The sequence below is a fragment of the Bradyrhizobium sp. BRP22 genome, from assembly GCF_020194175.1.
Classification (GTDB): Bacteria; Pseudomonadota; Alphaproteobacteria; order Rhizobiales; family Xanthobacteraceae; genus Bradyrhizobium.
In genome coordinates this window covers 125,515-146,521 of the sequence record NZ_JADYVX010000001.1, presented here as the reverse complement: position 1 = coordinate 146,521, position 21,007 = coordinate 125,515, and the positions used below count along the sequence as shown (strand labels likewise).

Here is a 21,007-nt window from a genome sequence, read left to right as displayed (position 1 = left end):
TGGCTCCGGTCGGGTCCGGGGTCATGACCATGGACCACGGAATGAATTTCCACGCTGCCGCGCCAAAAATTCCGCCGCGCATCCTCTGCATCGGAATCCCGGTGCGCGACTTGACCTTTCGCGTGAGCGGCGTCCCCGGCCGCGGATCCAAGGAAAACGCCACCCATTTCGAGGAGATCTGCGGCGGTAATGCGCTGAACGCCGCGATTGCGATCGTGCGACTCGGCGGCCGCGCCTCGATCTGCGGACCGATCGGCGATGCGCGCGAGACGTCGTCGAAATACATGTTCGAAAAGCTGGCCCATGAGGGCATCGAGGCCAAGCACATCGTGCATATGCCGGGCCTGCTGACGCCGATCTCGACCATCATGATCGACCCGACCGGCGAGCGCACCATCGTCACCTTCCGCGATCCGGAATTGTGGAAGGTCCGCCTGCCCCGCCCCGAAATCCTGCTGCACGATTGCGCGGCCGTCCTGACCGAGAGCCGCTGCGCCGAGTTCTGCACCGACCTTTGCGCCGAGGCGAGGAAACGCGACATCCCGGTCATCGTCGACGTCGATCGTGCGATGTCGCTCAGGGAGGGGCTGCTCACGGCCTCCTCCCATCTCGTGTTCTCGAGCGAGCCATTACAGGAGACGGCCGACGTCACCGATGACGGCCAGGCGCTGAAGAAAATCGCCAGGCTGACGCCGTCGTTCCTGGCCGGAACGCGAGGGCCGCGCGGCACGATCTGGCTGAACGAACAGGGTGAACTGGAGGAGACGCCGGCCTTCCCCGTGCACACCGTCGACACGCTCGGGGCCGGCGACGTTTTCCATGGCGCGTTCGCGCTCGCCATCGCCGAAAAGCGGGAGCTGCGGGACGCCCTCCAGTTTGCCTCAGCCGCGGCCGCGCTGAAATGCACCCGTTTTGGCGGCGCTTTCGCCGCCCCGCAACGTACTGAAGTTGAAGAGCTTTTGGGCCAAGACCAGAACCGGGATAACGGCGCCCGCCCGGCCGAGAGCAGCCAATAGGCTTGCTTTAGAAGATTTTTCTCTATATGAGGGATTTAGCCTCTTCATATGGAACTTTCTTCTCATGACCGAGCTCGCCGTTCCGCTGCATGACGCCAACCGCCGGCTTGACGCCATCGATCGCAAAATCCTGACCGTATTGCAGGAGGATGCCTCCCTTTCCGTCGCCGAGATCGGCGACCGGGTCGGCCTGTCCTCCACCCCCTGCTGGAAGCGCATTCAGCGGCTCGAGGCCGATGGCGTGATCCTGCGCCGGGTCGCGCTGGTCGATCAGAACAAGATCGGGCTCGGCATCACGGTTTTCGTGTCGGTCGAGAGCGCCGACCATTCGGAGGCCTGGCTGCGCAAATTCGCCGACGCGGTGAGCGCCATGCCGGAAGTGATGGAGTTCTACCGGATGGCCGGCGACGTCGACTACATGCTGCGCGTCGTAGTCGCGGACATGTCGAGCTATGACATCTTCTACAAGAAGCTGATCAGCGCCGTGCCGCTGAAGAACGTCACCTCGCGCTTTGCGATGGAGAAGATCAAGTCGGTGACCGCGCTGCCGGTGCCGGCGGCGTAAGTCCCTGCACTGTCATCGCCCGGCTTGACCGGGCGATCCAGTATTCCAGAGACATTCGGTTTTCGATGGAGAGGCTGCCGCGTACTGGATACCCCGCATGCGCGGGGTATGACAGCGGGCGCGGCAAGCATCTCAATCAAATCTTCTGATTGTACTCGCCGACCTCCGGATGGGTGCGCAGCACGCTATCCACGGTCTCGAACATGTCGTGCATGCGCTGCTCGCTGACCGGGCTTTCGACCACCACCACGAGCTCCGGCTTGTTGGAGGAGGCGCGCACCAGGCCCCAGCTGCCGTCCTCCACGGTGACGCGCACGCCGTTGACGGTGACGAGATCGCGGATCGCCTGGCCGCCGATCCTGGCGCCCTTCTTTTGCAAATCCTCGAAGTGCTTCACCACGGCGTCGACCACGCCGTATTTGGCCTCATCGGCGCAGTGCGGCGACATCGTCGGCGACGACCAGGTCTTCGGCAGCGCATTCTTCAAATCGGCCATCGACTTGCCGGGCGCGCGATCGAGCATCTCGCAGATCGCGATCGCCGAGACCAGGCCGTCGTCGTAGCCGCGGCCGAACGGCTTGTTGAAGAAGAAATGCCCGGACTTCTCGAAGCCGGCGAGCGCGCCGAGCTCGTTGGTGCGGCGCTTCATGTAGGAGTGGCCGGTCTTCCAGTATGCGGTCTTGGCGCCCTGCTTCTGCAGCACCGGATCGGTGACGAACAGCCCGGTCGATTTCACGTCGACCACGAACTGCGCGTTACTGTGGATCGCCGACATGTCGCGCGCCAGCATCACGCCGACCTTGTCGGCGAAGATCTCCTCGCCGGTGTTGTCGACCACGCCGCAGCGGTCGCCGTCGCCATCGAACCCGAGGCCGACATCGGCCTTGTGCTGCAAGACCGCGTCGCGGATCGCGTGCAGCATCTCCATGTCTTCCGGGTTCGGGTTGTATTTCGGGAAGGTGTGGTCGAGCTCGGTGTCGAGCGGGATCACCTCGCAGCCGATCTTCTCCAGCACCTGCGGGGCGAACGCGCCGGCGGTGCCGTTGCCGCAGGCCGCCACCACCTTGAGCTTGCGCTTCAGCTTCGGACGGTCGGTGAGGTCGGCGATGTAGCGCGCCGGAAAGTTCTCGTGGAATTGATAGGCGCCGCCGGCCTTGTTGCTGAAGCTGGCGCCGAGCACGATCTCCTTGAGTCGCGTCATCTCGTCGGGCCCGAAGGTGAGGGGGCGGTTGGCGCCCATCTTGACCCCGGTCCAGCCATTGTCGTTGTGGGAGGCGGTGACCATGGCGACGCAGGGCACGTCGAGATCGAACTGCGCGAAATAGGCCATCGGCGTCACCGCCAGCCCGATGTCGTGCACCTTGCAGCCCGCCGCCATCAGGCCGGAGATCAACGCATATTTGATCGAGGCGGAATAGCCGCGGAAATCGTGGCCGGTAACGATCTCCGGCTTGACGCCGAGTTCCGCGATCAGCGCGCCGAGGCCCATGCCGAGCGCTTGCACCCCCATCAGATTGATTTCCTTGCCGAACAGCCAGCGCGCGTCATATTCGCGAAACCCGGTCGGCTTCACCATCGGTTCGGATTCGTAGGCGTAGGTGTTCGGAACCAGAACGGGCTTGGGCTTTGGAAACATCTTGCAGCAGCCTCGCGAGCATGAAGGGCAACGCAGCAGCCAATAGCCAAAGGCGGACTGCGGCGAAAGGTGGGATCGGCTGCTATTGGCCGACAATTGCGGCGGATTTGTTGGCCGGGAAATGCCCACTCAGAAGGCATAAATCGCGTCAGCGATCACTGGCGATCTCGATCGCGGCAGCAAGCAAGCTATCTTACTGCTCCAGCACCAGCCTGCCGTTGGCATATTCGAAGCGCTTCAGCTTCGACAGGAAGGACAAGCCGAGCAGGTTCTCCGAGAGCGCTTCGTCCGGCAGCACCATGGCATCGACGTCGCGGACGATGAGGCCGCCGAGATCGATCATGGCAAGGCGGGCGCGCGCGGCCTTGATGGTGCCGTTGGCGGTGGTGACGATCGCGGTGTAGTCACCGCGCGATGGGCGCAGGCCGAAACGCGCGGCGGATTTTTCGTTCAGGGCGACGACCGACGCGCCGGTATCGACCATGAAGGCGATGCGCTGGCCGTCGATGCGGCCGTCAGTGGCAAAATGTCCGCGGGAGTCGCGGGAAATGCTCAGCGTGCGGCCGCCCTGCGCGACGGTTTGCACGGGGATATTCTTCGAAGTGGTGGTGGCGGAAGCGGAGGCCGGCGTCATCTTGTCCGCCATCTGCGCCATGAAGCTGCCGAGGCCGATCAGGATGGCGGCGAAGATCATTATGTTACGCATGACGCCACGCACATTTCCGGGAACTGGCCGATTTCACCACGCCATCCGCCACGTCGCGACCGGCGGCGGCAATGGAGCCTGCCATTTTCGCGAAAAGGATGAGTGAAGCGTTAACGGCAACGCGGTCATACGCGGGCTTGACCCGCGTATTCATCGATCTTCAGAAAAGCTTCTTGGGATGGATTGCCGGGTCAAGCCCGGCAATGACGAAGCGAGGACTACGTTCCCCGCGGCTTGGCCCGGCGCGTCGGGGCGGCATGGGCCGGGTCCTCCGGCCAGGGGTGTTTCGGGTAGCGCCCACGCAGATCGGCGCGGACCGCGGCGTAGCTGCCGCGCCAGAAGCCCGGCAGATCCCGCGTCACCTGCACCGGGCGCTGTGCCGGCGACAGCAATTCCAGCACCAGCGGCACCGCACCCCTGGCGATCGACGGATGGGTGTTGAGCCCGAACAATTCCTGGAGCCGGACCGCGATGGTCGGCCCTTGCTCGGCCTCGTAGTCGATCGCAAGCTGGCTGCCGGTCGGGGCCTCGAAATGGGTCGGCGCTTCCTGCTCCAGCCGGGCACGCAGATTCCAGGGCAGCAGCGCCATCAATGCATCCGAGAGATCGCCGGCCGAGAGCTCCTTCAGCGAGGTCTTGTCGTAGAGAACAGGCACCAGCCACGCCTCGCGCTCCTGCGCCAGCGCCGCGTCCGACACGTCCGGCCAGCTATCGCCTTCGGCCTTGCGCAGGAACATCACGCGGTCACGCCATTGCTTCAGGTTTTTCGACCACGGCAGCTTGTCGAGGCCTGCGGCAGCCAGCCCGTCGGCGAGCACGCGCGCGGTGTCCGCGGACGGTGACAGCGCCATTGGCGCCTCCGAGAGCGTGATCGCATGCAGCGTCCGCTTGCGCCGCGCGCGCAGCGCCATCGCACTGCGGTCGAAGGAGATCTCTTCCGTGATCTCGATCTCACCCGCGAAACGCAGTTCGATCTCTTCCAGTGTGATCGGCGCCGCCAACAGGATCCGGCCGCTTGCGGCGGTGCCGGTCAATTCTCCGACCGCGATATAGGGTGAACGCGCAAGTGACGACGTCTGCTCGACGCTGGCGCCGCGGCCATTGGCGAGTACAAAGCTGCCATTGCCGCGGTTGCGCGCGACGCGATCGGGGAAGGCGAAGGCCAGCATCGTGCCGGTGGAGAGCTCGCCGTTGACATCGGAAGCCTTCGACGAAGCGACCTGCGAGGCCCAGCGCTGCGCAAGGCTGCGCGCGCTGGAAGCGCGCTGCGAACGGTCGCGGCGGAACTGGTCGAGCCTGACATCGAGGTCGACGCTGTCGCCACCGAGCCCGCGCTCGGTCAGCACTGCCGCGATCTCCGCGGCCGCTGCCGCCGCGCCAAACCGGGCCGAATCCACGATCATGCGGGCGAGCCGTGGCGACAGCGCCAGCGCGCGCAGGCTGTTGCCTTCCGCCGTGATCCGGCCGTCGGCATCGAGCGCGCCGAGTTCGTGCAGGAGCACGCTCGCTTCGTTCCAGGCCGGCGCCGGCGGCGGATCGAGGAAAGCAAGGCCGGAGGCGTCACTGACGCCCCATTGCGCGAGGTCGAGCACCAGCGAGGAGAGATCGGCGGAAAGGATTTCCGGCTGGGTATAGGGGGCGAGCGAAGCGGTCTGCGGCTCGTCCCACAGCCGGTAGCAGATACCCGGCTCGGTGCGGCCGGCGCGGCCGCGGCGCTGATCAACCGCGGCCCGCGAGGCGCGCACGGTCTCCAGGCGAGTCAAGCCTATGTCGGGCTCATAGCGCGGAACGCGCGCCATGCCGGAATCCACGACAATGCGGACACCCTCGATGGTCAGCGAGGTCTCCGCGATCGAGGTCGCCAACACCACCTTGCGGTGACCTTTGGGCGCCGGCGCGATGGCACGATCCTGAACGCTAGCGTCGAGCGCGCCGAACAGCGGCACGATCTCGATCGCAGCATCATGGATGCGCTCTTGAAGGAAATTCTGCGTGCGCCGGATCTCGGCGGCGCCCGGCAGGAACGCCAGCACCGAGCCGGGATCAGCGCGAAGCGCTGTTGCGATCGCCTCCGCCATCTGCCGCTCCAGCGGCACGTCCACCTTGCGGCCGAGATAGCGCGTCTCGACCGGAAAGACGCGGCCTTCGCTCTCCACGACGGCAGCGTCACCGAGCAGCGTTGCGACACGGGCGCCGTCGAGCGTCGCCGACATCACGAGCAGGCGAAGATCCTCGCGCAGGCCCTGCTGCGCGTCGCGCGCCAGCGCAAGCCCCAGATCGGCATCGAGCGAGCGCTCGTGGAACTCGTCGAACAGGACGGCGGCGATGCCTGACAGTTCGGGATCATCGAGGATCTGCCGCGAGAAGATGCCTTCGGTGACGACCTCGATGCGGGTTGCGCGCGACACTTTCGAGCCGAAGCGAACGCGGTAGCCGACGGTCTCGCCGACGCGCTCGCCAAGCGTCTGCGCCATCCGCTCGGCGCTGGCGCGCGCCGCGATCCGTCGCGGCTCCAGTACGATGATCTTCTTGTCCCTGACCCACGGCTCGTCGAGCAGCGCCAGCGGCACGCGCGTGGTCTTGCCGGCGCCGGGCGGCGCAACCAGCACGGCCGTGTTCTTCGCCGCAAGCGTCACCGCGAGCTCGGGGAGCACTGCATCGATCGGAAGCGGCGTGTCGAAATGACGGGGCAATATCTCGAATCCGTCATCACCCGCCGCATGCGCAGTTGCGCAACGGAAGCGGATGACCCAGTAAACTCAGACGAGACCGATCACCAAGATCGGCCGTACTGGATACCCTGCGCAGGGTATGACAACAACAGCGATCTCAGACCGGCGGTTCAGATGCGCGGCCGACGCTTTCATAGCTGAAGCCGTGCGCGGCCATGTCCTCAGGGCGGTAGATATTCCTGAGGTCGACCACGACCGGCTGCCGCAACAGGTTCTTCAGCCGCTCCAGGTCGAGCGTGCGGTACTGGACCCACTCGGTGACGACGACCATGGCGTCGGCGCCGGTCACGCATTCATAGGGATCATCGCAGTACTGGATCTCCGGCAGCTCCTTGCGTGCCTGCTCCATGCCAACGGGATCATGCGCCCGTACTTTCGCGCCCATGTCCAAGAGGCCGGTGACGATCGGGATCGAGGGCGCCTCCCGCATGTCGTCGGTCTCGGGCTTGAAGGTGAGGCCGAGCACGGCCACCGTCTTGCCGCGCAGATTGCCGGCGAGGCCCGCAACCTTGCGCGCCATCGCGCGCTTGCGGTTGTCGTTGACGCCGAGCACGGCCTCCACGATGCGCAGATTCACGTCGTGATCCTGCGCGATCTTGATCAGCGCGCGGGTGTCTTTGGGGAAGCAGGAGCCGCCGAAACCGGGGCCTGCGTGCAGGAACTTGGAGCCGATGCGGTTGTCGAGCCCGATGCCACGCGCGACTTCCTGAACGTCGGCGCCGACCTTTTCGGAGAGATCGGCGATCTCGTTGATGAAGGTGATCTTGGTCGCAAGGAATGCGTTCGCAGCGTATTTGATCAGCTCCGCCGTGCGGCGCGCCGTGTACATCAGCGGCGCCTGATTGAGCGACAACGGGCGGTAGATATCGCCGAGCACCTTTCGGGCCCGCTCGTCCGACGTGCCGACCACGATACGGTCCGGAAACTTGAAGTCGCGGATCGCCGCGCCCTCGCGGAGGAATTCCGGATTCGAGGCGACGGCGACATCGGCGGCCGGGTTGGCTTCGCGGATCAGGCGCTCGACCTCGTCGCCGGTGCCGACCGGCACGGTCGATTTGGTTACCACCACGGTGAAGCCCTTGAGCGCGCCGGCGATCTCGCCGGCGGCAGCGTAAACATAAGAGAGATCGGCATGACCATCGCCGCGGCGCGACGGCGTGCCGACCGCGATAAAGACCGCGTCGGCTTCGGCGACCGGGTCCTTTAGATCGGTGGTGAAGTCGAGCCGCCTCGCCTTCACATTGGCGGCAACCAGCGCGTCCAGTCCCGGCTCGAAGATCGGGATTTCGCCGCGGCGGAGGGCGTTGATCTTCTCGACATCCTTGTCCACGCAGGTGACGTGATGTCCGAAATCCGCAAAACACGCGCCGGACACCAATCCCACATAACCCGTGCCAATCATGGCGATGCGCATGAAACCACCCGCTTGCTATCGTTAACGATTCCGTACTCGGATCAGCGTCTTAGAACATTTGCCAGCCACGAGGAAACGGCAAAAAGCAGGCAGGCGCGGCATGTCATTTGTATGAATAAAGGGGATAGCAACCGATCCGGCCGAAGATGCGCCAAATGCGCGCCGAAACAGGACAGCCATGACCACAAACGGCACAGCCTCCGCGAGCCTACGTTCTTCCGCATCACCGGAGGCGCGCGTCGATTGGGTGGATTACGCCAAGGGCATCTGCATCGTCATGGTCGTGATGATGCATTCGGTGCTGGGGGTGGAAGCCGCCGCCGGCGAGACCGGCTTCATGCATGCGTTCGTGATGTTCGCAAAGCCGTTCCGGATGCCGGATTTCTTCCTGATTTCGGGCTTGTTCCTCTCGCTCGTGATCGGCCGTGACTGGCGGACCTATCTCGATCGCAAGGTCGTCCACTTCGCCTATTTCTATGTGCTGTGGGTGACGATCCAGTTCGCGTTCAAGGCGCCGGCCTTCGCCGCCGAGACCAGTTGGAGCCACACCGGCTATCTCTATCTCGAGTCCTTCATCGAGCCGTTTGGCACGCTGTGGTTCATCTATTTGCTGCCGATCTTCTTCGTCGTCACAAAACTGACACGCAATGTCCCGCCGCTCGCGATTCTGGCGCTGGGCGCCGGACTCGAGATGGCGCATATCGTGACCGGCTGGACCGTGATCGACGAATTCTGCTCGCGCTTCGTCTATTTCTATGCCGGCTATCTCTGCGCGCCTCACGTCTTCAAGCTGTCGGACCGTGCGCGTTCCGCGCCGCTATCCGCGCTGGTCGGGCTCGCATTGTGGGCGCTGGTCAATGGCGGATTGGTGATCGCCGGAGTGAGCGAATGGCCGCTCATCTCACTGGCGCTGGGATTTGCCGGCGCCTTTGCCATCGTCGTGACGGGCACGTTGCTGGCGCGGATGAAGTGGCTCACTGCCTTGCGCTTCTGCGGCGAGCATTCGATCGTGATCTATCTCGCCTTCTTCCTGCCGATGGTGATCGCACGCGTCGGCCTGCTGCGTAGCGGCGTGATCCACGACATCGGCCTGATCTCGCTGCTCGTCACCATCGCGGGCCTCATCGGCTCGCTGGTGATCTGGCGTCTGGCGCTCGCATTGCGCGCCAACTTCCTGTTCGAGCGCCCCGCCGCGTTCTGGATCGCGCCGAAGAAAGCGGCCGTGCTGCAGCCGGCGGAATAATCTCCCCGTCGTCCCGGGTCGCGCTTCGCTTGCCCGGGACGACAAATTCGGTGTGCGGTTCGCCAAGATTCCTGCACCTCAAGGCTGTCATTTCCTACAAAAATCCCTAAATTTCGGCCATGCCGAAAACAGCCTCCAAGACTTCAGCCAAGACAGAACCCAAAGCCGCGCCCAAGCCCGCTGCCGCCAAGGCTCCGGCCAGGGGCGACCATGTGTTCCTGGTCGACGGTTCCTCCTACATTTTCCGCGCCTACCACGCGCTGCCGCCGCTGAACCGCAAATCCGACGGGCTGCAGGTCAATGCCGTGCTCGGCTTCTGCAACATGCTGTGGAAGCTGTTGCGCGACATGCCCGAGGACAACCGGCCGACCCATCTCGCCATCGTTTTCGACAAGTCCGAGATCACCTTTCGCAACAAGATCTATCCCGACTACAAGGCGCACCGGCCGCCTGCGCCTGATGACCTGATCCCGCAATTTGCCCTGATCCGCGAGGCGGTGCGCGCCTTCGACCTGCCCTGCCTGGAACAGGTCGGCTTTGAGGCCGATGACCTGATTGCCACCTATGTCCGGATCGCCTGCGAGCGCGGCGCAAGCGCGACGATCGTGTCCTCCGACAAGGACCTGATGCAGCTCGTGACCGATTGCGTCACCATGTACGACACCATGAAGGATCGCCGCATCGGCATAGCAGAGGTGATCGAGAAGTTCGGCGTGCCGCCGGAAAAAGTGGTCGAGGTCCAGGCCCTGGCCGGCGATTCCACGGACAACGTGCCTGGCGTTCCCGGCATCGGCGTCAAGACCGCGGCGCAACTGATCACCGAATATGGCGATCTCGAATCGCTGCTCAACCGCGCCGGCGAGATCAAGCAGCCGAAGCGACGCGATGCGCTGATCGAAAATGCCGAGAAGGCGCGGATCTCGCGCCAGCTCGTGCTGCTCGACGACAAGGTCGAGCTCGAAGTGCCGCTCGGCGACCTTGCCGTGCACGAGCCCGATCCGCGCCGGCTGATCGCCTTCCTGAAGGCGATGGAGTTTTCGACGCTGACCCGTCGCGTCGCCGAATATTCCCAGATCGATCCTTCCGATATCGAGCCCGATCCCGGCAACAAGAGCGGCGCGAGCGTGTTCACGCCATTGCCGCCTTCCGGCGTCGAGCCCGCGCCTGGTCCCGGCACGTCCGCACAGCCCGCGCCCGCCGCCAAGGAGCGCAACAAGCCCGCCGGCAAGGAGGACAAGGCCTCCAGTCTCAAGGGCACGCCGATCGCGCTGGCGGAAGCGCGCGTGGAGGCGGCACGCAAAACCAAGATCGATCGCAGCAAGTACCCAACCATCAAGAGCCTCGATCAGCTCAGCGCGTTCATCGCGCGGATTCACGATACCGGCCATGTCGCGGTCCAGGCGAAGGCGAATTCGATCGATCCGATGCAGGCGGAGATTTCCGGCATCGCGCTGGCGCTCGGCCCCAATGACGCCGCCTACATCCCACTCGCCCACAAGCAGGCGGGCGGCGGCAGTGGGCTGTTCGACGCCGGGCTTGCCCCGGACCAGATCAAGTTCGACCAGGCGATCGAAGCCTTGCGGCCGATCCTGGAATCGCGGGGCATCCTGAAGGTCGGCTTCGACGTCAAGTTCAACGCGGTGATGCTGGCGCAGGCCGGCATCACGCTGCGCAACTTTGACGACGCGCAGTTGATCTCCTACGTGCTCGACGCCGGCCGTGGCTCGCATGCACTCGAATCGCTTTCCGAGCGCTGGCTCGGGCACGCGGTGATCGCCGAAAACGACCTGACCGGCAGCGGCAAGAACAAGCTGACGTTTGACCAGGTTTCAATCGACAAGGCGACCGAACATTGCGCCGAGAGCGCCGACGTGATCCTGAGGCTGTGGCGCGTATTGAAGCCGCGTCTGGTCGCGGAGCGGATGACGACGGTCTATGAGACGCTGGAGCGGCCGCTGGTCTCGGTGCTCGCACGGATGGAGCGGCGTGGCATCTCGATCGACCGCCAGGTGCTGTCGCGGCTATCAGGGGATTTCGCCCAGACGGCGGCGCGCGTCGAGGCCGAGATCCAGGAGATCGCGGGCGAGCCGATCAATGTCGGCAGCCCGAAGCAGATCGGCGACATCCTGTTCGGCAAGATGGGATTGCCGGGCGGCACCAAGACCAAGACCGGCGCCTGGTCGACGACCGCGCAGGTGCTGGACGAGCTCGCCGAGCAGGGCCACGAATTCCCCAAAAAGATCCTGGAATGGCGGCAGGTCTCGAAGCTGAAATCGACCTATACCGACGCGCTGCCGACCTACGTCAATCCGCAGACCCATCGCGTCCACACCACCTATGCCCTGGCGGCAACCACGACGGGGCGGCTGTCGTCGAACGAGCCGAACCTGCAGAACATCCCCGTGCGCACCGAGGACGGCAGGAAGATCCGCCGCGCCTTTGTCGCGACGCCCGGCCATAAGCTGGTATCGGCTGATTATTCGCAGATCGAACTGCGCCTGCTCGCGGAAATCGCCGACATCCCCGTGCTGAAGCAGGCGTTCCGCGACGGCCTCGATATTCACGCCATGACGGCGTCCGAAATGTTCGGCGTGCCGATCAAGGACATGCCGAGCGAGGTGCGCCGCCGCGCCAAGGCGATCAATTTCGGCATCATCTACGGCATCTCGGCGTTCGGCCTCGCCAACCAGCTCGGCATCGCGCGCGAGGAGGCTTCCGCCTACATCAGGAAGTATTTCGAGCGCTTCCCGGGCATCCGCGCCTATATGGACGAGACCAAGGATTTCTGCCGCCGCAATGGCTACGTCACCACGCTGTTCGGCCGCAAATGCTACTACCCTGACATCAAGGCCAGTAACGCCTCGGTCCGCGCCTTCAACGAGCGCGCCGCGATCAACGCGCGCCTGCAGGGCTCGGCCGCCGACATCATCCGCCGCGCCATGATCCGCATCGAGGATGCGCTCACCGAAAAGAAGCTATCGGCGCAGATGCTGTTGCAGGTGCATGACGAACTGATCTTCGAGGTCCCCGACGAGGAAGTCGCCGCGACGTTGCCGGTGGTGCAGCACGTGATGCAGGATGCGCCGTTTCCGGCCGTGATCCTGTCGCTGCCGCTGCAGGTCGACGCCCGCGCCGCCAACAATTGGGACGAAGCGCACTAAGCCCCCTCGCCCCGCCGACAGCGAAAATGCTCTCGGAGCAATTGCGTCATGGCCTTGCAGCTCGTCGCACGTTAGAAACGTGCAACCTGCCGCGAGTCCTCCATGACCCACACCTCCGCTTTGCTCGGTTTTGCACTTCTTTCCTTCGGCATGGTGCTGACGCCCGGGCCGAACATGATCTACCTGATTTCACGCTCGATCACGCAGGGGCCGGCGGCGGGGATCGTGTCGCTCGGCGGGGTGGCACTCGGCTTCGTGTTCTACATGCTGTGCGCGGCGTTCGGCATCACCGCGCTGTTGTTTGCCATTCCCTATGCCTATGACGCACTGCGCTTTGCCGGCGCGGCGTATCTGTTGTGGCTGGCCTGGCAGGCGCTGAAGCCCGGCGGACGATCGCCGTTCCAGGTGAAAAAGCTGCAGGTCGACAGCCCCCGTAAGCTGTTTGCGATGGGATTTGTCACCAACCTGCTGAACCCGAAGATCGCGATGCTTTATCTGGCGCTGCTGCCGCAGTTCATCGATCCTGCGGAGAGCGTACTCATGCAGTCGCTCGCGCTCGGCGCGATCCAGATCGCTATCAGCGTCAGCGTGAACGCGATGATCGCGCTCGCGGCGGGCTCGATCGCGCTGTTCCTCGGTACCCGGCCAACCTGGCTCTTGCTGCAGCGCTGGCTGATGGGCACCGTGCTGGCGGGACTTGCGGTGAAGATGGCGTTCGAGGCGCGACGGGCGTGAGTCTGTCATGCCCCGCCACCGGGTCTCGCCTGCCGCGAGCCCGATGACAGGCTCCGGCGGGGCATCCAGTATTCGGCGGCGTTCCCGCTCAAGCACAAACGTCTCTGGAATACTGGATCGCCCGCCCGCGCGGGCGATGACGGCACCCCGTCAATCCAGCTTCGCTTCCATGCCGCGCTTCACACCGGGCCGGGCCATCAGCTTGTTGTACCAGCGCTCGACATTGGGGAAATCGCCGAGATTGACCTTGTGCCGCGGGTGGCGCCAGGCCCAGCCAAGGATGGCGAAATCGGCAACCGACAGATCGCCGGGGACGAAGTCGCGACCCTCGAGCCGCCGGTTCAGCACGCCGTAGAGGCGGAGCGTTTCGGTCATGAAGCGCTTCAGGCCGTAGGCGCGGTCATGCTCATTCTCGAGCGCGATGAAATGATGCACCTGGCCCGGCATCGGCCCGAAACCGCCCATCTGCCACATCAGCCATTCATAGACCGGGATGCGCTCGATCAAGGGCTGGGGCAGGAACTTTCCGGTCTTCTCGCCGAGATAGAGCAGGATCGCGCCCGATTCGAACACGCTGACCCGCTTGCCGCCGGGTCCGTCCGGGTCGACGATCGCGGGGATTTTGTTGTTCGGGCTGATTTCGAGGAAGGCGGGCGCCATCTGCTCGCCCTTGGTGATGTTTACCGGGATGACCTTGTAGGGCAGCCCCATCTCCTCCAGCGCAACCGAGATCTTGCGGCCGTTCGGCGTGTTCCAGGTGTGCAGCTCGATGGTCATTTTCGCTTCCCCCACAATCATTTGAGGCTTCCCTACCGCGGAAACGGACGTGGTTACAACCAGCCTTTGCGAATATGGGTCCGCGCGACATGCGACGCGGGGCGCTGTTGACGGGGAGCTTTCGGCGCTGGAATCTCGGCATGACCGTCGATAGATTGCGCGCCACCGTAAAACGACCCGGAAAGCCGCCTTGTCCAAATCAGCCTCCCGCGCCCGCCTCGCCGAGATCATCCGCAAGCGCTCCTTCGGGCGCGGCGAGATCACGTTGGCCTCGGGCCGCAAGAGCGATTTCTACTTCAACCTCAAGCCGACGATGCTGGACCCCGAGGGCGCCACATTGCTCGCCGAGCTCACTTATGAGGCGCTGAAGGACGACAATCTCGATTTCGTCGGCGGCCTGGAGATGGGTGCCGTGCCGCTCGCCGGCGCGATCGCGCAGCTCTCCTGGATCAAGGGCCATCCGATCGCGGCATTCTTCGTGCGCAAGAAGCCGAAAGAGCATGGCGCGAAACTTGCGGTCGAGGGCCTTGCCAAAGGCGAGGCGCTGCAAGGCAAGCGCATCGTGATCGTCGAGGATGTCACCACCACCGGCGGCTCGGCGATGAAGGCGGTGGAAGCGGTGCGCGAGGCCGGCGGCGATGTCGTGCTCGTCTTCACCATGATCGACCGCGAGGAAGGCGCGACGGAAACGTTCGCGCAAGCCGGCTTGCCGTTCCGCTCGCTGTACCGAGCGGGCGAGTTCCTGAAGAGTTAGAGCTGTTTCGAGCGAAGTACGCCGGTTCGCATAGCAATCAAGTCTACGCAGATTGCGTGGACGTCTCTGCGCAGAACACGCCTCAGAGCAGGAATCGAGAGCTTCGGCTCTGCTTCAATCGGAACTCAATAGTCTGCACTGTTGCCGCGCAGGCACACGGCGTCGAATTGCGCGCGCCTTCCATAGTTCTTCCGCAATCAACTGCTCGTTTACCATCCCGTCCTATGGTGTCTCGCGCAGAGACGACGTCTCGGCACCGTTGGCTATCTTGGGTGGAGTTGGCGTTGCGTATGGGCTTTACCGATCGGCGCGTGCGGCGCCACGTGACGCTTGCCGCCGCAATCCTTCTGGGCTCGCTGACGCTCGCGCCGGCGCAGGCCTCGGCGGAAGGGCTGTTCGATTTCTTCTTCGGCGGCGCGCAGAAGCAGCAGGCGCGACAGGGCCAGCCGCAACCCAATTTCTTCGATCCGTTCGGCCTCAACCAGCAGCAACAGCCGCAGCAAGCCGCGCCGGCGCCGCGCGTTGCGGGTTCCGGCCCTGCCTTTTGCGTCCGAAGCTGCGACGGCAAATATTTCCCGCTGATCTTGCGCGGCAGCGCGACGCCGGTTCAGCTCTGCCAGGCGTTCTGTCCGGCGAGCGCCACCAAGGTCTATTACGGTGGCAGCATCGATGGCGCGGCCTCCTCGACCGGCGAACGCTATGCCGACAGCGAGAACGCCTTCGCCTACCGCAAGTCGCTGCGCGCGGACTGCACCTGCAACGGCCGCGACCCCGCCGGCCTCGCGCCCGTCGACCTCGCGCTCGATACGTCGCTTCGCGCCGGCGACGTGGTCGCCACCACCGATGGCCTGGTTGCCTATACCGGCGTCCGGGTCGGCAACAACCAGAGCGCCGACTTCACGCCGGTCGCGTCCTACCCCGGCCTTACCGCCGAGCTCCGCGCTCGTCTCGGCGAGATGAAGGTGGCGCCGGTCGCAGCCGAGACGGTCGGCGAAGCGCCGCCTGCGGAGACCGGCAATGACGCAGCACCGCCCGTGACCGTCGCGCCGAAATCGTCTGCGCCGAAGGCGAAGCGGGCGGAGGTGAATTAGCCACCTGAGCCGTCATTCCGGGGCGCCTCGAAGAGGCGAACCCGGAATCTCGAGATTCCGGGTTCGATGCTTCGCATCGCCCCGGAATGACAGCGCGGATATTTAGCAATGACGGCGAACGTCACCGCCCGACGATCACCCCGATCACATTCGGCGCGGTGAGATATTTCTCCTCGATCGCCGCCCGCGCTGCAGCACGGTTCTCGGGCGTCAGCAGCCCGCGCTTCTCGGCGAGGATCATCCAGCAATAGCCCCACCAGTCCGTCAGCATGCCCTGGTCGTCGACGAGGTCATAACCCTGCTCGGCCGCGAAGATGCGCGCATGCGCCTCGTCGAGCGAATCGAGCCAGGCGTGATCCCCGGGTGAGAACAGATCGTCGCTGATGTCGTCGATGGTGTAGCCCCAGATCGACATGCAGACGGCGTTGAACTCACGGTCGATCTGGTCGTCATCGACCCATTGGCGGCGAGACGCCTGATGCAGGCGCGACAGCGAGCGCGCGAAGTCGGCGATGCGGGTGAGCGCGAATTGGTCAAAGGCAATGGTGGACATGTAGTCCTCGCGGGAACGGACAGGCCATAGATGTTGTGTCGGCAACACGCCGAATCACAATGATATATCAAGTACTTGCTAAATTGTTCTTAATTTGTTCCAGAATTTCCGCGCGTCCCGGCGAAGACCGGGACCCATAACCACTACCGCCTGATTTTGCGCGAGGTCGTGCAATCCATGAGTGCTGCAGGTGCCCGTTACGTCTACATCCTCGCGAGCCGCCGTCATGGCACGCTCTATATCGGCATCTGCAACGATCTCGCCAATCGGCTTACGCTACATCGTTCGGGACGCGGCTCGCAGTCGTCAAGAAATATGGCGTAACGCGCCTAGTCTCCGTGGAAACCTACATAACACCACAAGAAGCATTGCACGCGAGAAGCAATTGAAGACTTGGCGGCGTGACTGCTCATCGAAGAAAACAATCTTGAGTGGGCCGACCTCTCGCACCTACTCTAAATCCTGTGGTTATGGGTCCCGGCCTTCGCCGGGACGACGGAGATAGATCGCCCCGTCTCACATCGCCGACAGCATCTTGTCGCCACAATGGTTCGCGTAAAACTTGCCCCCACATTGCCGCCTGATGGCGGCGCAACGGGCAGCAGGGGAGGCGTTTTGCGGGATGCTGAAGCCACAGGTCAGGCCGTCGGCGCTGCGCCCGCTTTTGCCCATGGCGTAAGCGGCGCTGGTGACAGTGATGCAGACGATGAACAGCACGGCGGCTGCGATCTCGATCAGCAGTCTCATGGTGTCCCTCTCGATGATGTTGGTTGTGCCGCCTAACATCTAATCATACCACTGAAGCGCCCTGCCTCGAGGCGGCAAAATCGGCCCGGTCCTTGCATAAAATCATACCAGCGCGGTGCACAACAACCGGCTGGGCGGTTCCGATTGACGTGCAAGACGCGTATCATTTGTTATCCAGAGCATGATCCGGAAGTGGAGACCGCCTTTCCGAAAAGATCATGCTCAAACGAAGAGATTAGACCATGATCCGAGTCCGCTAATCGGATCATGGTCGAGTCCCCCAAGTTCAGGATTGCCGCGTTGCAAGAACAGTCTTTCCCAGGAAGCTATCCGGCGCTGAATCAGCCGATCGATGAATTGGCGCTGGCAGAGATCAAGGGCGCGATCCTCGCCAAGCTGAGGCTTGAGATCGGCAAGGACGCCAGCGTGGCGACCAGGCGCGATTGGTACAGGGCGGCGGCGCTCGTGCTGCGCGATCGCATCACCCATCGCTGGCTCACGGCGGAAAAGGAGAGCTACGACGCTGGCGCCAAGCGGGTCTATTATCTTTCGCTGGAATTCCTGATCGGCCGCCTGTTCACCGACGGGCTCAACAATATGGGCCTGTTGCAGGTGTTCGAAGCGGCGTTGGGCGACCTTGGTGTCGGCATCGATGAACTTCGCAAATGCGAGCCGGATGCCGCGTTGGGCAATGGTGGCCTCGGGCGGCTCGCGGCCTGCTTCATGGAGAGCATGGCGACGCTGGCGATCCCCGCCATCGGCTATGGCATCCGCTATGACTTCGGCCTGTTCCGCCAGATCATCAACCATGGCTGGCAGCAGGAATATCCGGACGAGTGGCTGGGCTTCGGCAACCCCTGGGAATTCCAGCGGCCGGAAGTCGTCTACAACATCCATTTCGGCGGTACCGTCGAGCATGTCGATGACCACGGCCGCGACCTCGCCATCTGGCACCCGGCGGAAACCGTGGAGGCGATGGCCTACGACACCCCGATCGTCGGCTGGCGCGGCCAGCGCGTCAACGCGCTCCGGCTCTGGTCGGCGCATGCGCCGGATCCGTTGAAACTCGACGTGTTCAACACCGGCGACTATGTCTCGGCCAGTGCGGAGCAGGCGCGCGCTGAGGCGATCTGCAAATTCCTTTATCCGAATGACGAAAGCGCCGCGGGACGCGAGCTGCGTCTGCGCCAGGAATTTTTCTTCGTCTCGGCCTCCCTGCAGGACCTGGTGAAACGGCACCTTTCGGCCGACGGCCAGCTCCGCAGCCTTGCGATGAAAGCGGCCGTGCAGCTCAACGACACTCATCCGAGCCTCGCCGTCACCGAGCTGATGCGGATCCTGGTCGACCTGCACCATTTCCGCTGGGATGAGGCGTGGAAGATCACGGTTGCGACGCTGTCCTACACCAACCACACGCTGCTGCCTGAGGCACTCGAGACCTGGCCGGTCGAACTGTTCGAGCGGCTATTGCCGCGGCATCTTGAAATCATCTACCGCATCAATGTGCAGCACCTTGCGCTCGCCGAAGAACGCTGCCCCGGCGACATCGAATTCCGTGCGTCGGTGTCGCTGATCGACGAGAAGTCGGGCCGCCGGGTGCGGATGGGGCAGCTCGCTTTCGTCGGCTCGCATCGCATCAACGGCGTCTCGGCGATGCATTCCGATCTGATGAAGGAGACCGTATTCCACGATCTCCACCATCTCTATCCCACGCGCATCACCAACAAGACCAACGGCATCACCTTCCGCCGCTGGCTGATGCTGGCCAATCCGAGACTGACCGGCCTGCTGCGCGACGTCTGCGGCGAGGCTGTGCTCGACGATTTCTCGCTGTTCGAGCGGCTCGAATCGCATGCCAGCGACAATGCGTTCCAGCAGCAATTCCGCGAGGTCAAGCGCCACAACAAGCTGGTGCTGGCGCGGTTGATCGGCGAGCGCAACCGCATCAAGGTCGACCCGTCGGCCCTGTTCGATGTGCAGATCAAGCGCATCCATGAATACAAGCGGCAGCTCTTGAACATCCTGGAAGCGGTCGCGCTGTACCAGGCGATCAAGGATGAGCCGCAACGCGATTGGGTGCCGCGCGTGAAGATCTTCGCCGGCAAGGCGGCTGCGAGCTACCGCTACGCCAAGCTGATCATCAAGCTGATCAACGACGTCGCCGAAGTCGTCAATAATGATCCCGCGATCAAGGGTCGGCTGAAGATCGCCTTCCTCGCCGACTACAATGTCAGCCTTGCCGAGGTGATCATTCCGGCCGCCGACCTGTCCGAGCAGATCTCGACCGCCGGCATGGAAGCCTCCGGCACCGGCAACATGAAGCTCGCGCTCAATGGCGCGCTGACCATCGGCACGCTCGACGGTGCCAATATCGAGATTCGCGACCAGGTCGGCGCCGAGAACATCGCGATCTTCGGCATGGAAGCTGGCGACGTGATGGTCCGCCGCAAGCAAGGGCTCGACGCCAGCGATATGATCGGCCGCTCGCCCCGACTGGCACGCGCCATCACTGCGATCGAGAGCGGCGCGTTCTCGCCCGGCGATCCGGGCCGCTTCGCCTCGATCGGCCATGCGCTGCGCTATCTCGACCATTACATGGTCAGCGCGGACTTCGAGTCCTATTACGACACCCAGCGTGCCATCGACGCGCGCTGGCAGGTGGTGCCGGCATGGACCCGGGCCTCGATCCTCAACGTGGCGCGGATGCCGTGGTTCTCGTCGGATCGCACCATCCGCGAATACGCCGAGGACATCTGGAACGTGCCGGTGCGGCCGCCCACGCCGCGTACGCTCAAGGAACAGGCGCAGTGGGGAGCAAAGCGCTAATCCCACGTGGCGGAAATCGATTACCTCCAACATCATTGAATTCCGCCGAACAGCCGCGATACTGCAGATGACGCGCGCCGTCATTGCGAGCCAACGGGTCGGCGCGAAGCGCCGCCCGATGACAGGCTCCGCGAAGCAATCCATCTCTCCACCCGCGCGGAAGGATGGATTGCTTCGTCGCTATCGCTCCTCGCAATGACGCTGTCGCTTGGGCTGCAGCTGAGGAACCACATGCTCACCAAAACCCCGCATTTGTTCGACGACGCCACCACGGTCACGGCCGGCGACAGCCGCTGGCAGGGCAAGACCAGTGATGACTATTGGGCGTTTGTCGGCCCGTTCGGCGGAGCCACCGCTGCGACCATCCTGCGGGCACTGATCGACCATCCGCAACGCGCCGGCGATCCGCTCGCGCTCACGGTCAATTATTGCGCTCCGGTCGCGCAAGGCGCCTTCGATCTCGATGTCCGCCTGGTGAAGGCCAACCGTTCGAGCCAGCACTGGTCCGTGGAGATGACGCAGGGCGGCGGAGACGTGGCAACGCTTGCGACCGCCGTGTTCGCCGAGCGTCGCCCCTCCTGGTCGCACCAGCAGGCGAAGTTTCCGGACGCAACGCCGTTCGAACAGACCCTGCCCTATCCCAAGACCGCCGCCTCGTGGGTCAAGCAATATGACTTCCGTTTCGTCGAGGGTGAGCCGAAATTCGGCGCGCCATCGAGCGCGGCGCCGGACGCTTATTCAAAGCTCTGGATCGCCGACCGCGTGCCACGCAAGATCGACGCGCTGTCGCTGATCGCGATGTCCGACGCCTTCTTCGGCCGCATCTTTCATGCCAAGCGCGAACTGGTGCCGTTCGGCACGGTGTCGCTGACGACCTATTTCCACGTCGACGCCGCCGACCTCGCCGCCGAGGATATCACCCGCGTGCTGGCGGAGGCCGATGCCAAGATCTTCCACAAGAGCTATGGCGATCAGAATGGCGAGTTGTGGTCGCCCTCCGGCCGCCTGCTCGCCACGACGACGCAGATCGCCTATTTCAAGGCGTAGGCGG

At 63.9% G+C, this 21,007-nt stretch carries 16 protein-coding genes and 1 pseudogene; 10 read left to right on the top strand and 7 right to left on the bottom strand.

All coding sequences use genetic code 11. From position 1 onward, the window contains the following. Window positions 1-41 precede the first annotated feature (41 nt). Both I6F35_RS00610 and I6F35_RS00605 read left to right on the top strand, forming a co-directional pair. Window positions 42-1,016, top strand: a complete 975-nt coding sequence (locus I6F35_RS00610; protein WP_225115695.1) for a sugar kinase — start codon at window positions 42-44, stop codon at window positions 1,014-1,016. Window positions 1,017-1,080: 64 nt separating this feature from the next. Continuing rightward, window positions 1,081-1,581, top strand: coding sequence for an Lrp/AsnC family transcriptional regulator (locus I6F35_RS00605; RefSeq protein WP_225115694.1), 501 nt, complete (start codon window positions 1,081-1,083; stop codon window positions 1,579-1,581). Window positions 1,582-1,717: 136 nt separating this feature from the next. Here the strand turns inward: I6F35_RS00605 and I6F35_RS00600 are convergent, their stop codons facing one another. The 4 genes from I6F35_RS00600 to I6F35_RS00585 form a co-directional block, all read right to left on the bottom strand. Continuing rightward, window positions 1,718-3,217, bottom strand: a complete 1,500-nt coding sequence (locus tag I6F35_RS00600) for a phosphomannomutase/phosphoglucomutase (protein WP_225115693.1) — start codon at window positions 3,215-3,217, stop codon at window positions 1,718-1,720. Between the two features lie 193 nt (window positions 3,218-3,410). Next, window positions 3,411-3,911 (bottom strand): TIGR02281 family clan AA aspartic protease, encoded by a 501-nt coding sequence (locus I6F35_RS00595; RefSeq protein ID WP_225116019.1) that lies wholly within the window; start codon window positions 3,909-3,911, stop codon window positions 3,411-3,413. 230 nt (window positions 3,912-4,141) lie between these two features. After that, window positions 4,142-6,616, bottom strand: coding sequence for an ATP-dependent helicase HrpB (gene hrpB / locus I6F35_RS00590; RefSeq protein ID WP_225115692.1), 2,475 nt, complete (start codon window positions 6,614-6,616; stop codon window positions 4,142-4,144). A gap of 136 nt (window positions 6,617-6,752) precedes the next feature. Beyond that, a complete protein-coding gene (locus tag I6F35_RS00585; protein WP_225115691.1) occupies window positions 6,753-8,069 on the bottom strand; it encodes a UDP-glucose/GDP-mannose dehydrogenase family protein in 1,317 nt (438 codons plus the stop codon). Between the two features lie 178 nt (window positions 8,070-8,247). Between I6F35_RS00585 and I6F35_RS00580 the strand changes: the two genes are divergently transcribed. The 3 genes from I6F35_RS00580 (at window position 8,248) to I6F35_RS00570 (ending at window position 13,208) form a co-directional block, all read left to right on the top strand. Beyond that, on the top strand, window positions 8,248-9,312 hold the full coding sequence (locus I6F35_RS00580; protein ID WP_225115690.1) for an acyltransferase family protein: 1,065 nt from the start codon (window positions 8,248-8,250) through the stop codon (window positions 9,310-9,312). A gap of 119 nt (window positions 9,313-9,431) precedes the next feature. Then, on the top strand, window positions 9,432-12,473 hold the full coding sequence (gene polA, locus I6F35_RS00575) for a DNA polymerase I (RefSeq protein WP_225115689.1): 3,042 nt from the start codon (window positions 9,432-9,434) through the stop codon (window positions 12,471-12,473). Window positions 12,474-12,575: 102 nt separating this feature from the next. Beyond that, window positions 12,576-13,208, top strand: coding sequence for a LysE family translocator (locus I6F35_RS00570; protein WP_225115688.1), 633 nt, complete (start codon window positions 12,576-12,578; stop codon window positions 13,206-13,208). A gap of 150 nt (window positions 13,209-13,358) precedes the next feature. On the opposite strand, the gene I6F35_RS00565 is transcribed toward I6F35_RS00570, so the two are convergent. Beyond that, window positions 13,359-13,985 (bottom strand): glutathione S-transferase family protein, encoded by a 627-nt coding sequence (locus I6F35_RS00565; RefSeq protein ID WP_225115687.1) that lies wholly within the window; start codon window positions 13,983-13,985, stop codon window positions 13,359-13,361. 190 nt (window positions 13,986-14,175) lie between these two features. Here I6F35_RS00565 and pyrE point away from each other — a divergent pair, with 190 nt between their 5' ends. Both pyrE and I6F35_RS00555 read left to right on the top strand, forming a co-directional pair. Further along, complete coding sequence (gene pyrE, locus I6F35_RS00560; RefSeq protein WP_225115686.1) at window positions 14,176-14,739, top strand: orotate phosphoribosyltransferase; 564 nt, start codon at window positions 14,176-14,178, stop codon at window positions 14,737-14,739. A gap of 290 nt (window positions 14,740-15,029) precedes the next feature. Further along, complete coding sequence (locus I6F35_RS00555) at window positions 15,030-15,830, top strand: DUF2865 domain-containing protein (protein WP_225115685.1); 801 nt, start codon at window positions 15,030-15,032, stop codon at window positions 15,828-15,830. A gap of 121 nt (window positions 15,831-15,951) precedes the next feature. Here I6F35_RS00555 and I6F35_RS00550 read toward each other — a convergent pair whose 3' ends face one another. Then, window positions 15,952-16,383, bottom strand: a complete 432-nt coding sequence (locus I6F35_RS00550) for a hypothetical protein (RefSeq protein ID WP_225115684.1) — start codon at window positions 16,381-16,383, stop codon at window positions 15,952-15,954. A 177-nt stretch (window positions 16,384-16,560) separates the two neighbouring features. Between I6F35_RS00550 and I6F35_RS00545 the strand changes: the two are divergent. Then, a pseudogene (locus tag I6F35_RS00545) lies at window positions 16,561-16,842 on the top strand (GIY-YIG nuclease family protein). A gap of 57 nt (window positions 16,843-16,899) precedes the next feature. On the opposite strand, the gene I6F35_RS00540 reads toward I6F35_RS00545, so the two are convergent. Continuing rightward, window positions 16,900-17,130, bottom strand: a complete 231-nt coding sequence (locus I6F35_RS00540) for a hypothetical protein (RefSeq protein WP_225115683.1) — start codon at window positions 17,128-17,130, stop codon at window positions 16,900-16,902. Window positions 17,131-17,397: 267 nt separating this feature from the next. Here I6F35_RS00540 and I6F35_RS00535 point away from each other — a divergent pair, with 267 nt between their 5' ends. Both I6F35_RS00535 and I6F35_RS00530 read left to right on the top strand, forming a co-directional pair. Further along, the gene (locus I6F35_RS00535) at window positions 17,398-19,956 is read left to right on the top strand and encodes a glycogen/starch/alpha-glucan phosphorylase (protein WP_225115682.1); all 2,559 of its coding nucleotides are present in this window, start codon (window positions 17,398-17,400) and stop codon (window positions 19,954-19,956) included. Between the two features lie 231 nt (window positions 19,957-20,187). Beyond that, on the top strand, window positions 20,188-21,003 hold the full coding sequence (locus I6F35_RS00530) for a thioesterase family protein (protein ID WP_225115681.1): 816 nt from the start codon (window positions 20,188-20,190) through the stop codon (window positions 21,001-21,003). Window positions 21,004-21,007: the final 4 nt, after the last annotated feature.